The sequence below is a fragment of the Cupriavidus sp. GW822-FHT06G04 genome, assembly GCF_058799075.1.
Window position 1 is genome coordinate 351,976 of the sequence record NZ_JBXALD010000004.1, and the last position, 12,385, is coordinate 364,360.

The 12,385-nt window shown below is 64.6% G+C and carries 11 protein-coding genes; 9 read left to right on the forward strand and 2 right to left on the reverse strand.

Annotated features, from left to right (window positions below; all coding sequences use genetic code 11):
* The first annotated feature begins 91 nt into the window (after nucleotides 1-91).
* The 8 genes from xdhA to AC1RKI_RS12025 all read left to right on the forward strand — a co-directional run bounded on the left by xdhA (nucleotide 92) and on the right by AC1RKI_RS12025 (nucleotide 10,348).
* Nucleotides 92-1,588: a xanthine dehydrogenase small subunit gene (gene xdhA / locus AC1RKI_RS11990; RefSeq protein ID WP_492795458.1), complete on the forward strand. Its 1,497-nt coding sequence runs from the start codon at nucleotides 92-94 to the stop codon at nucleotides 1,586-1,588.
* Between the two features lie 11 nt (nucleotides 1,589-1,599).
* On the forward strand, nucleotides 1,600-3,975 hold the full coding sequence (xdhB, locus tag AC1RKI_RS11995; RefSeq protein ID WP_492795459.1) for a xanthine dehydrogenase molybdopterin binding subunit: 2,376 nt from the start codon (nucleotides 1,600-1,602) through the stop codon (nucleotides 3,973-3,975).
* Between the two features lie 17 nt (nucleotides 3,976-3,992).
* Nucleotides 3,993-4,997 (forward strand): xanthine dehydrogenase accessory protein XdhC, encoded by a 1,005-nt coding sequence (xdhC, locus tag AC1RKI_RS12000; RefSeq protein ID WP_492795460.1) that lies wholly within the window; start codon nucleotides 3,993-3,995, stop codon nucleotides 4,995-4,997.
* A gap of 43 nt (nucleotides 4,998-5,040) precedes the next feature.
* The gene (locus AC1RKI_RS12005) at nucleotides 5,041-6,105 is read left to right on the forward strand and encodes an adenosine deaminase (RefSeq protein WP_061958466.1); all 1,065 of its coding nucleotides are present in this window, start codon (nucleotides 5,041-5,043) and stop codon (nucleotides 6,103-6,105) included.
* 83 nt (nucleotides 6,106-6,188) lie between these two features.
* The gene (gene guaD / locus AC1RKI_RS12010) at nucleotides 6,189-7,523 is read left to right on the forward strand and encodes a guanine deaminase (RefSeq protein WP_061958467.1); all 1,335 of its coding nucleotides are present in this window, start codon (nucleotides 6,189-6,191) and stop codon (nucleotides 7,521-7,523) included.
* Between the two features lie 174 nt (nucleotides 7,524-7,697).
* Nucleotides 7,698-8,873, forward strand: a complete 1,176-nt coding sequence (locus AC1RKI_RS12015; RefSeq protein WP_492795463.1) for a fatty acid desaturase — start codon at nucleotides 7,698-7,700, stop codon at nucleotides 8,871-8,873.
* A gap of 323 nt (nucleotides 8,874-9,196) precedes the next feature.
* On the forward strand, nucleotides 9,197-9,772 hold the full coding sequence (locus AC1RKI_RS12020; protein ID WP_227459831.1) for a TMEM165/GDT1 family protein: 576 nt from the start codon (nucleotides 9,197-9,199) through the stop codon (nucleotides 9,770-9,772).
* Nucleotides 9,773-9,916: 144 nt separating this feature from the next.
* Nucleotides 9,917-10,348, forward strand: a complete 432-nt coding sequence (locus tag AC1RKI_RS12025) for a hypothetical protein (RefSeq protein ID WP_492795465.1) — start codon at nucleotides 9,917-9,919, stop codon at nucleotides 10,346-10,348.
* Between the two features lie 119 nt (nucleotides 10,349-10,467).
* Here the strand turns inward: AC1RKI_RS12025 and AC1RKI_RS12030 are convergent, their stop codons facing one another.
* Both AC1RKI_RS12030 and uraH read right to left on the reverse strand, forming a co-directional pair.
* Nucleotides 10,468-11,676: a urate hydroxylase PuuD gene (locus AC1RKI_RS12030; protein WP_492795467.1), complete on the reverse strand. Its 1,209-nt coding sequence runs from the start codon at nucleotides 11,674-11,676 to the stop codon at nucleotides 10,468-10,470.
* A gap of 30 nt (nucleotides 11,677-11,706) precedes the next feature.
* On the reverse strand, nucleotides 11,707-12,060 hold the full coding sequence (uraH, locus tag AC1RKI_RS12035) for a hydroxyisourate hydrolase (protein WP_061958472.1): 354 nt from the start codon (nucleotides 12,058-12,060) through the stop codon (nucleotides 11,707-11,709).
* Nucleotides 12,061-12,145: 85 nt separating this feature from the next.
* On the opposite strand from uraH, the gene AC1RKI_RS12040 reads away from it, so the two are divergent.
* Nucleotides 12,146-12,373, forward strand: a complete 228-nt coding sequence (locus AC1RKI_RS12040; protein WP_150979354.1) for a hypothetical protein — start codon at nucleotides 12,146-12,148, stop codon at nucleotides 12,371-12,373.
* Nucleotides 12,374-12,385 lie beyond the last annotated feature (12 nt).

The window sequence follows — 12,385 nt, forward strand, 5'->3', positions numbered from 1 at the left end:
GGCGCGCCTTGATGGGGCATATCACATGGGCCGAATATTGCATGAAAAGGCCAATGCTATGTTTGGCGCCATCCCCGAAAGAGAGAAGATCATGGAGACGCAAACCATCCGCTTTTACCATCGCGGCCAGGTTCAGGAAGTGTCCGACGCCCCTGTCACCCGCACCGTGCTGCAATACCTGCGCGAAGACGTACGCTGCACCGGCACCAAGGAAGGCTGCGCCGAGGGCGATTGCGGCGCCTGCACCGTCGTGATTGGCGACTTGCAGGCCGACGGCAAGCTCGAATTCAAGGCCGTCAACGCCTGCATCCAGTTCCTGCCCACGCTCGATGGAAAGGCCCTGATCACCGTGGAGGACCTGCGGCAGGCCGACGGCACACTGCATCCGGTACAGGAAGCGATGGTCGAATGCCATGGCTCGCAATGCGGCTTCTGCACGCCGGGCTTCGTGATGTCGCTGTGGGCGCTGTACCAGCAGCACACGCCCGGCGGCGAGCCGCCGGCGCGCGAGCAGATCTGCAATGCGCTGACCGGCAACCTGTGCCGCTGCACCGGCTATCGCCCCATCGTCGACGCGGGGCAGCGCATGATGGCTCTGCCCGCGCCCACCGCCAGCCGCATGAACCCGAAGGAAATTGCCGACACGCTGCGCAACCTCAAGCGCGGCGAAACGTTCCACTACAACGTGCGCGGCCAGCATTTCTACGCCCCGCGCACGACCGCCGAATTCGCCGCCATCAAGGCTGCCGAGCCGGAAATCCGCATCCTGGCCGGCAGCACCGACATCGGCCTGTGGGTCACCAAGCAGTTCCGCGAGCTCGGCAACCTGCTGTATGTCGGCCAGGTCGAGGCACTCAACACGATCGCCACGCGCGACGGCTTCATCGAGATTGGCGCCGCTGTCACGCTCGAAAACGCCTACGCCGCGCTGGCCGCCTCGCACCCGGAACTGACCGAGCTGTGGAAGCGCTTTGCCTCGCTGCCGATCCGCAATGCCGGCACGCTGGGCGGCAACGTGGCCAACGGTTCGCCGATCGGCGACTCGATGCCGGCCCTGATCGCGCTGGGCGCCGAGGTGGTGCTGCAACACGCTGACGTGCGCCGCACGATGCCGCTGGAAGATCTCTACTTGGCCTACCAGAAGACCGCGATGGCGCCGGGCGAATTTGTCGCCGCGCTGCGTGTGCCCGTGCAAGGGCCGCGATTCTTCCGCACCTACAAGCTGTCGAAACGCTTCGACGAGGACATTTCCGCCGTGTGCGCTGCATTCGGCATCACCGTCGAAGACGGCATCGTGACGTCGGCGCGCATCGCGTTCGGGGGCATGGCGGCCACGCCGAAGCGCGCCGCGCTGACCGAGGCCGCGCTGACCGGACAACCGTGGAACGAAGCCACCGCGCGCGCCGGCATGGCCGCACTGGGCCAGGACTACACGCCGCTGAGCGACATGCGCGCCACGTCGAGTTATCGCGCGCGCGGCGCCGCCAACCTGCTGTATCGCTTCTGGTTGGAAACCCGCGACAACGCGCTGCCGGCCGCCATGGTCAACGTCCGCGCCATCGGCGCCGGTGAAACCGTGAGCGCCTGAGGAGAGCCCGCATGAACAAGCAAACCGAACCCTTCCTGCTCGACGCCAGCGTGGCGGCGGAAGCATCGCCGCAGGTCGGCATCTCGCGTCCGCACGAATCCGCGCACCTGCATGTGGCCGGCACCGCCACCTATACGGACGATATCCCCGAACTGGCCGGCACGCTGCACGCGGCGCTCGGCATGAGCGCCCGGGCCCATGCGCGCCTGAAATCGATCGACCTGGCGCGCGTGCGCAAGGCGCCCGGCGTGGTGTCCGTGCTGACCGCCGCCGACATTCCCGGCGTCAACGACTGCGGTCCGATCATCCACGACGACCCGATCCTGGCCCGCGACACGGTCCAGTTCATCGGCCAGCCGATCTTCATCGTGGTGGCTTCTTCGCACGACGCCGCGCGCCGCGCCGCGCGTCTGGCCGATATCGAATACGAAGACCTGCCGCCCGTGCTGACGCCCGAGGCCGCGCACGCAGCCGGCAGCTACGTGCTGCCGCCGATGCACCTGACGCGCGGCGAACCCGAGCGCCATTTGCACGCCGCCGCGCATCGTCACAGCGGCAAGATCCAGCTTGGCGGACAGGAACAGTTCTACCTCGAAGGCCAGATCGCCTACGCGGCGCCGCGCGAGAACGACGGCATGCACGTCTGGTGCTCGACCCAGCATCCCACCGAAATGCAGCACGCCGTGGCCCATATGCTGGGCTGGCAGGCGCATCAGGTGCTGGTGGAATGCCGGCGCATGGGCGGCGGCTTTGGCGGCAAGGAATCGCAGTCGGCAATGTTTGCGTGCTGCGCGTCGCTGGCCGCCTGGAAGCTGCTGTGCCCAGTGAAGCTGCGGCCGGACCGCGACGACGACATGATGATCACCGGCAAGCGCCACGACTTCGTGTTCGATTTCGACGTGGGTCACGACGACGCAGGCCACATCGAAGGCGTGCGCGTGGAGATGGTGTCGCGCGCCGGCTTTTCGGCTGACCTGTCCGGCCCGGTGATGACGCGCGCGATCTGCCACTTCGACAACGCGTACTGGCTGCCGAATGTGCAGATCGACGGCTACTGCGGCAAGACAAATACGCAAAGCAATACGGCCTTCCGCGGCTTTGGCGGTCCGCAGGGCGCGTTCGCGATCGAGTACATCCTCGACAACGTGGCGCGCAACGTCGGCAAGGATTCGCTCGAAGTGCGCCGCGCCAACTTCTATGGCAAGAACGAACGCAACGTCACGCCGTACGGCCAAACCGTGGAAGACAACGTGATCCACGAGTTGATCGACGAACTGGCGGCATCGTCCGAGTACAAGGCGCGCCGCGACGCCACGCGCGCATTCAACGAGACAAGCCCGATCCTCAAGAAGGGCATCGCCATCACGCCGGTCAAGTTCGGCATCTCGTTCAACGTCGCGCATTACAACCAGGCAGGCGCGCTGGTGCACGTCTACAACGACGGCTCGGTACTGGTGAACCACGGCGGCACCGAAATGGGCCAGGGCCTTAACACCAAGGTGGCGATGGTGGTGGCGCACGAGCTCGGCATCCGCATGGAGCGCGTGCGCGTGACCGCCACCGACACCAGCAAGGTGGCCAATACCTCGGCCACGGCGGCCTCGACCGGCGCCGATTTGAACGGCAAGGCCGCGCAGGACGCAGCGCGCCAGATCCGCGAACGCCTGGCCGCCTTTGCCGCGCGCAAGGCCGGCGTGGAACCAGACGCGGTGCGATTTGGCGATGACCTCGTCGTGGCGGGCGAGTTGCGCCTGTCGTTCGGCGACCTGGCGCGCGAGGCCTACGTGGCCCGCGTGCAATTGTGGTCCGACGGTTTCTACACCACGCCCAAGCTGCACTGGGACCAGAAGGCGCTGCAGGGACGTCCGTTCTATTACTTCGCTTACGGCGCGGCCTGCTCGGAAGTGATCGTCGATACGCTGACTGGCGAATGGAAACTGCTGCGCGCCGATGCGCTGCACGATGCGGGCAAGTCGCTCAATCCAGCCATCGATATCGGCCAGGTGGAAGGCGCGTTCATCCAGGGCATGGGCTGGCTGACCACCGAGGAACTGTGGTGGAACCAGCAAGGCAAGCTGATGACGCACGCGCCGTCGACTTACAAGATCCCGGCGATCAACGACTGCCCGGAAGCGTTCAACGTGCGGCTTTTCCAGAATCGCAACGTCGAGGACAGCATCCATCGCTCCAAGGCCGTCGGCGAGCCGCCGCTGCTGCTGCCGTTCTCGGTGTTCTTTGCCATCCGCGATGCAATCGCCGCCGTGGCCGACTACGAGATCAACCCGCCACTGCGCGCGCCGGCCACATGCGAGGCCATCCTCGATGCGGTGCAGGCCGTGCAGGACGCGCGGGCTGACAGCGCGGCGGCCGAAGCCGCCATCGTTTGACGCCAGAGAGAACCACCATGCAGGACGCCCCGCTCAAGCCGTTCCGTTTCGAGGATGCCGCGCGCTGGATACGTGCCGGCGTGCCCGTTGCGATGGTCACCATCGTCGAGGTCAAGGGCTCCGCGCCGCGCGAGCCGGGCATCCGCATGCTGGTCACCGCAAGCGACCTGGTCGGCACGATCGGCGGCGGCCACCTCGAATGGCGCGGCATGGACATCGCACGGGCGATGCTCGCCAATCGCGACGTGCGGGGCAACCCCCGGCGGCGTATCGAGCGCATTGCCCTGGGCCCGACGCTGGGCCAGTGCTGCGGCGGCGTGGTGAAGCTGGCGTTCGAAGTGCTAGGCGAGGACGACCTGGCTTGGCTGGATGCAGTAATTGCCGCGTTTGCGGCCGGCCGGCCCCTGCAGCGCGCGGTGCCGCGCAGCGCAAGCGTCACGTTCGGACCCAGCGCCGCGCTGCTGCCCGCGGTGGCGCTGCAGGCCGACGACACATGGATCGATACGCTCGTACCCGACCGGATGCACGTCGTGCTGTTCGGCGCCGGGCACGTCGGCCATGCGCTGGTCAAGGTGCTGGCGACGCTGCCGTGCCGCGTGCACTGGGTCGACGAGCGCGACACGCTGTTCCCGGGCAACCTGCCCGACAACGTAGAGGCCGAGGCGACCGACACGCCCGAGGCGGTGGTCGATCAGGCGCCAGCGGGCGCTTACTTTATTGCCATGACGCACAGCCACGCGCTTGATCAGCAGCTGTGCGAGCGCATCTTGCGGCGCACCGATTTTGCATACTTCGGTCTGATCGGCTCGAAAACCAAGCGCGCCAAATTCGAGCACCGGATGGTCGAGCACGGCATCGACCCGGCACGGTTGCCCGAAATGACCTGCCCGATGGGTGTCTCGGGCATCACGGACAAGGCTCCGGCTATGATTGCGGTAGCCATCGTCGCCCAGTTGCTTCAGGTTCGCGAACAGCGCATTGCCGCGCTGAACGCAGGCCGGCTGGAGACGGTGCATCCGTAACAGAACAGCCGTGATCCGGCTGTCGCCATAGAAAAGAGGCCCCATGACCATCGATGCCGCGCTGGCGGACAAGATCCGCCGTACTCCCAAGGCCGAATTGCACGTGCATATCGAAGGCACGCTCGAACCCGAGCGCATCTTCCGGCTGGCCCAGCGCAACAACGTCAAGCTGGCCTACCCCGACGTAGAGGCGCTGCGCGCCGCCTATGCCTTCACCGACCTGCAGTCGTTCCTGGACATCTATTACGCCGGCGCCAGCGTGCTGCTGACCGAAGAAGATTTCTTCGACATGACGATGGACTACGTCAAGCGCGCCGCCGCCGATAACGTCCGCCACGCCGAGATCTTCTTCGATCCGCAAACCCACACCGCGCGCGGCGTGCCGATCGGCACGGTGATCGACGGCATTGCCGATGCGCTGGCCCAGGCGCGCACCGAATACGATTTCAGCAGCAGCATGATTCTCTGCTTCCTGCGTCATTTGTCCGAAGAAGATGCCTTCGCCACGCTGGAAGCGGCGTTGCCGTATCGCGACCGCTTCGTCGGCGTCGGTCTCGATTCGTCCGAGCGCGGTAACCCGCCCGAGAAATTCGCGCGCGTGTTTGCCCGGGCCCGCGAACTGGGATTGCATCTCGTCGCGCATGCCGGTGAGGAAGGACCGCCGCAATACATCGCCGATGCGCTCGATATCCTGCAGGTCGAACGCATCGACCATGGCGTGCGTGCGATCGACGACGAGGCGCTGGTGCAGCGCCTGGCGCGCGAGCGGATCGCACTGACCGTGTGTCCGCTTTCCAACCAGAAGCTGATGGTGCATCCGGACCTGCGCGATCACCCGATGAAGCGGCTGCTCGACGCCGGCGTCGCGGTGACGCTCCATTCGGACGATCCCGCGTATTTCGGCGGCTATATGAACGCCAACTGGGAGGCATCGTTCGAAGCGCTGCCGCTCGATGCGGCCGACGCGCACAAACTGGCCCGCAACAGTTTCGAGGCGGCCTTTTTGCCCGATGTGCAGAAGGCCGAATTCCTGGCCGAAGTCGACCATTTCTGGTCGGCCACGCCCTCATCACCGCCCGCGACGGCCAACGTGACCGCCACGACCTGACCGGGTACAAACCAAGAACGCCGGTTGCCACGGCCGCTGCCACATCGGCGCGGTCGAGGCGCCGGCCGTCCCGAGACAAGACGATGACGACTTCCCCCGCAACTGGCACGAAAGGTGCCGTGACCCGTGCCATCCGTGGCCGCATCCTCCACTTCCTGCGCGATCCGCAGTTTCACGAGGACGCCTATCAGTATTGGGAAGACGGGCTCATGATCGTCACGGCTGGCCGTATCGCGGCGGTCGGCCCGTATGAAGACCGGTCGCGCGACATCCCCGTCGGCGCCGAGGTGGTCGATCATCGCGGCAAGCTGATCGTGCCCGGCTTTATCGACACGCACATCCACTATCCGCAGACCGATATCATTGCGTCGCCTTCGCCGGGCCTGTTGCACTGGCTGGACACCTACACGTTCCCGGAAGAACGCCGTTTCAGCGACGCACACTACGCGCGTGGCGTTGCCGATTTCTTTACCGATGAACTGCTGCGCAACGGCACCACGACCGCCATGGTCTGGAGCACCGTGCACGCGACCTCGGCCGATGCGCTCTTTGCGGCCAGCCAGGCGCGCAACATGCGGATGATTACCGGCAAGGTGCTGATGGACCGCAACTGCCCGGACTTCCTGCGCGATACGCCGGAGTCCGGCGCCCGCGATTCGGCCGACCTGATCTCGAAATGGCACGGCAAGGATCGCCTCGCCTATGCCATCACCCCGCGTTTCGCGCCGACTTCGACTGAAGCGCAACTGGCCGCCTGCGGCGAATTGGCGCGCGCACACACGGACGTCTTCGTGCAGACGCACGTGGCCGAAAATCGCGACGAAGTGAAATGGGTGGCCGAACTGTTCCCCGATGCGCGCAGCTATCTCGATGTCTACGATCGCTACGGGCTGCTGCGTCCAGGCGCGTTCTATGGGCACGCGATCTATCTGGACGATGGCGACCGCCGGCGGCTGGCCGATAGCGGCGCGGCGGTGGCGCACTGCCCCACGTCGAATCTGTTCCTCGGCAGCGGTTTTTACGATTTCCACCAGTCCGATGCGAATCGGCTGAACGTGACGCTGGCCACCGACGTCGGCGGCGGCACCTCGTTCTCGATGTTCCGCACCATGAACGCGGCGCACAAGGTGGCACGCATGGGCGGCTATCACCTGACCGCGCTGCGCATGTTTTACCTGGCGACGCGCGCGGCCGCCGAGGCGCTTGGCTGGCAGGACCGCATCGGCAGCTTCGAAGTGGGTCGCGAGGCCGATTTCATCGTGCTCGATCCGCAGGCCACGCCGTTGATCGCGCGGCGCAGCGCGCGCTCAGAAACGCTCGAGGAGCAGCTGTTCGCTTTTGCATTGCTTGGCGATGACCGCGTCATCGACAGCGTGTACGTCATGGGCGAGGCCGCGCAGGCAGTGGCAAGCGCCTGATAGCCCGTGGGAATGTGCTGACTTCGGCGCGCATGACGCGGTCGCGGATTAGCCTTCGTCAGCGCGTGGCGTTGACCAAAATCAACACAATCGTCATCAAACCGCTCTAGCCTTTGGCATTCGTGCGCCCTCTCAAATGGGCGCGGACGGAATTACGAACTCGCTGGACCATTGATGACTGCCCGCTCTGACTCACTCTCGCCGGCCGAGGCGCGCGCCCCGGCCGACGTTTCCTGCGCCCCCCGGCGCCCGCATCCTGCCAACCATACCGCGCTACCCGAGCCCATCGCGCCGGACGCGCCCTTCCCCAACCGCAAGACCATCCGCAGCTGGCTGATACCGCTGGGCAGCCGCAGCACGCCGCGCGCGCTGATGCTGTTCGCCTTCGACTACTCACTGTTCGCCGCGCTGCTGGCCGGCCTGATACTGGCTGCGGACTGGTGGGCCAAGCTCGGGCTTGGCGTGCTTGCCGGGCTGATCATCGCGCGGCTGTTCATCATCGGCCACGACGCCTGCCACCAGAGCCTTACCGCCCGTCGCGGACTGAACAAGTGGCTGGGCCGGCTCACCTTCCTGCCGTCGCTCACGCCGTACAGCCTGTGGGAAGTGGGCCACAACGTCGTGCATCACGGCTACACCAATCTCAAGGGCTTCGATTTCGTCTGGGCTCCGTACTCGCTCGAGGAATTCCGCGCGCTGCCGCGTTATCGCCGCGTGATGGAGCGCATCTATCGCAATGGACTGGGCGCCGGCCTGTACTACCTGATCGAAATCTGGTGGCTCAAGCTGTTCTTCCCCAGCAAGCGCCAAATGAGCACGCGCCGCCCGATCTTCATGTGGGACTGCGCGCTGGTGGCCGCGTTTGGCGCGCTGTGGATCGGCGCACTTGCGTGGGTGGCGGTTGCCACCGGGCAGTCGGTCGCGTTGATGATCGGCACCGGGTTCGTCGTGCCGTTCCTGGTGTGGAATGCCACGGTCGGCTTTGTGCTCTATGTTCACCACACGCATACGAGCGTCGCGTGGTACGACACCAAGCCGATGTGGGCCAAAGCACAGCCGTTCGTCTCGACCACCGTGCATCTGCGCTTCGGCATGGGTATCGGCGCGGCGCTGCACCACATCATGGAACACACCGCGCACCACGTCGACATGAGCGTGCCGCTTTACCGCCTGAAGCGCGCCCAGGCCATGCTTGAGCACGCGCTACCGGGACGCATCATCATCGAGAATTTTTCGTGGCGCTGGTATTTCCAGACAGCGCGCCGCTGCAAACTCTACGATTTCAAGGCGCTGTGCTGGACCGATTTCCGCGGTCGGCAGACCAGCGAAAACGCTCCGGTACCTGTCTGACGATCGTGTTGCAGTGATTGCAATACAACAACGGGCGCGGTGGACTTTGGCTGCCGCGCCCGTTAGAATTGCGCCTTCCATTGGGGAGTAGCCGCCCTGATCTCACCGCGCCGCGCAATGCGGCACCCGGAAGACAGGGGCGTACGTCAACAGACTTGACCAAATGCCACCTCGGCAAGCGGTTATGGCGTGCGCAGCACGGGGACCTTGTGTCCAGCGCCTGGCGAGACCGATGACCATACCTTTCTGGCCGGGCCGGGAAAGGTGTGCGTCATTGGCATCTCGCGAGATGCATTTGCGGCCCGGATATTTCACCAACAATAATGGAATCGTTCCTCGTCTCCACAGGTATCGTCGCGCTCGCTGAAATGGGCGACAAGACGCAATTGCTGTCGCTGGTACTGGCCGCGCGCTACCGAAAACCCATTCCGATCATTCTTGGCATCCTGATTGCGACGCTGGTCAACCACGGCTTTGCCGGCGCGCTGGGCGGCTGGATTACCGGCGTGCTGGGCGCAAACCTGCTGCGCTGGATACTCGGCCTGGGCTTTATCGCGATGGCCGGCTGGATGCTGATTCCCGACAAGCTCGACGACGCCGAAGAAGCCAAACCCGTCAAAGGCGCGCTCGGCATCCTGGGCACCACGATCGTGGCGTTCTTCTTTGCCGAGATGGGCGACAAGACGCAGATCGCCACCGTGGCGCTGGCCGCACGCTTCCATGGCGAGGTAATCGCCGTGGTGGCAGGAACCACGTTCGGCATGATGCTGGCCAACGCACCGGCGGTATTGCTGGGCGACCGCTTCGCCAACAAGATGCCGATCGCACTGGTCCACAAGATTGCGGCGGCGATCTTCCTGGTGCTAGGCCTCCTGGCGCTGTTCAACGTCGGCGGCTGATTTCGGTACGGGCGGCACCACCCTCGGCGCACAGGCCTTTGCACGGCGTAACAGAGCCTTACAACTGCCTGTGTGCCGCCGGCACCCATGCCTCGTTAGAGGAAGCATCCGACCCGTTCGGACCATCCCCACAACGAGGAACAGATGTCAAAGCCAAAGAAAAACAACGGACTGGCCCGCCTGCTGCCTGCCTGGCGTCCGGTGCTGATGGTCGTGGCATGCGCCACGGCCCTGACCGGCTGCGTGACCGAGCGCGTCGTGGTGCGCCAGCCGCCGCCCGCGCAGCATCCCGCACAGATGGTGCGAAACATGCCGCCGCCCGTCCACGAGGACCGTGGTGCGCCACCGGGCTATGGCTGGAATTGGGTGCCCGGACACTGGAAGTGGGCCGGCAATGACTGGCTCTGGGTGCATGGCAAGTGGGTGCAGCAGCCAGTGCCCCCGATGCCGGCCGTCATCGTCGAGCAAGTCACGGTGGCGCCTGCCCCGCACGCTTATTGGGTGCCCGGCCATTGGGTCTGGCGTTACGAAGGCGGCGGCGGCTGGGCCTGGGTCAAGGGCGCCTGGCACGGCTGATGAAACGCCGCGCATAAAAAAACGGGGCGCGAAGCCCCGTTCAAACCCTCGCCAGTCCGGAACTGCCGGCTGCCGCAATGGCAGCCTCCGGACCGTCGATCACCGATGCTCGGTCAGAATCAGTTGGCGGTCTTTGCGCCGCCCTCGAACCATTGGCCCAGCAACGCGCGCTCGTCGTCCGTGATCTGCGTGACGTTGCCCAGCGGCATTGCCTTCTGCTGCACGGCCTGCTGGTAGATCAGTTGCGCATGCGCCTTGATACCGTCGACGGTATCGAGCTTGATGCCCTTGGCGGCGGTCGGCATCATCTTCGGCTGCTCGGCATGGCACTGCACGCAACGCGTGTTGATGATTTCCTGCACCTTCACGAAGCTCACCGCGTTGGCGGCGGCGTCGCCACCGTTGCTCGCCACCTGCTGGCGCGGCTGCGGCGCGATCATGAAAGCCACCAGACCCAGACAGGCCACGCCGGCCGCCGGCCAGGCGAAATTGATCTTGCCCTTGTGTTTGAGAATGAAAAACTGGCGAATCAGCACGCCGGCCAGCATCAGCATGATCAGCACGGCCCAGTTGTTCTTGGCCGCGTAGGTCATGCTGTAGTGGTTCGACAGCATCGCAAACAGCACCGGCAGCGTGAAGTACGTGTTATGAACGCTGCGCTGCTTGCCGCGCTTGCCGTGGATCGGATCCACCGGCTGGCCCGCTTTCAGTGCCACCACCACCTTGCGCTGACCCGGGATGATCCAGAACAGCACGTTGGCGCTCATGATCGTGGCGATCATCGCACCGGTCAGCAGGAATGCCGCGCGGCCCGAGAACACATGGCACGCCACGAAGGCGGCCACCGCCACGTACAACGCCACCAGAATGCCAACGGTGCGATCGCTCTTGCCGAAGAAGCGGCAGATCGAGTCGTACACCACCCAGCCGATCACCAGGTACGACACCGCAAAGCCAACCGCCGCGCCGGGCGACATGTCATATACGTTCTTGTCGATCAGGAACGTGCTGGCGTTGAACAGGTACAGCACCACGAGCAGCGCAAAGCCGCTCATCCACGTCGAATACGACTCCCAGTAGAACCAGTGCAGGTTCTCCGGCAGCGTCTTTGGCGCGGTGAGATATTTCTGAGGGTTGTAGAAGCCGCCGCCGTGTACGGCCCAGAGTTCACCATCGACGCCCTTTTCCTTCAGGTCGCTGGCGTTGGGGCGCGTCAGGCTGTTGTCGAGCCAGACGAAATAGAACGACGATCCGATCCACGCGATGGCGGTGATGACGTGCAGCCAACGCAACAGCATATTGGCCCAGTCGAGAATGTAGCCTTCCATGACTTGTCTCCTTGTTCCCGTCCGCCTCGATCAGCTGCCGCGGTAGGTCGAGTACGACCACGGCGACACCAGCAGCGGCACGTGGTAGTGCGCGGCGGTATCGGCAATGCCGAAGCGCAGCGTGACCACGTCGAGAAACGCCGGCTCGGGCAACTTGACGCCCTGGGCACGGAAATAGTCGCCAGCACCAAAATCAAGCTCGTACACGCCCGGCGCCAGGTCTGCGCCCTCCAGCAAGGGCTGATCGGCACGGCCGTCGTGGTTGGTCTTGATCGACTTCAGCGTCTCGCGCCGATTGTCGACAATTTTATGAAGGGAAACCGACATGCCGGCACCGGGAGTGCCCGCGGCAGTATCGAGAACGTGAGTGGTCAAGCGTCCCATCCTGTTCTTCCTTTGGAGTGTGGGTTGTGAGGGGCGCCGCTGCCTTCACTAGCACCATTCGTGGGAAATAGTGCCCGCTCGGTACGTGTTTCAACGCATCCCGGCGCTGGATTGGTGCGTGGCGACAATGCGCCAGACCCATCCTGGTGACAACTCGGTAAATACCCGCAGTTGTCAAAAACCGTGGTCGGTTTTGTTGACAATGGTGCTTGCATATCCAAATAATTGTCAACAATTTTTAGATCTGCGCTCCCGAATGATCGATATCAGCGCGCTTGATGTCGACGCCGTACCGGATCGCTACGATCGCTGACCATCGCCTCTC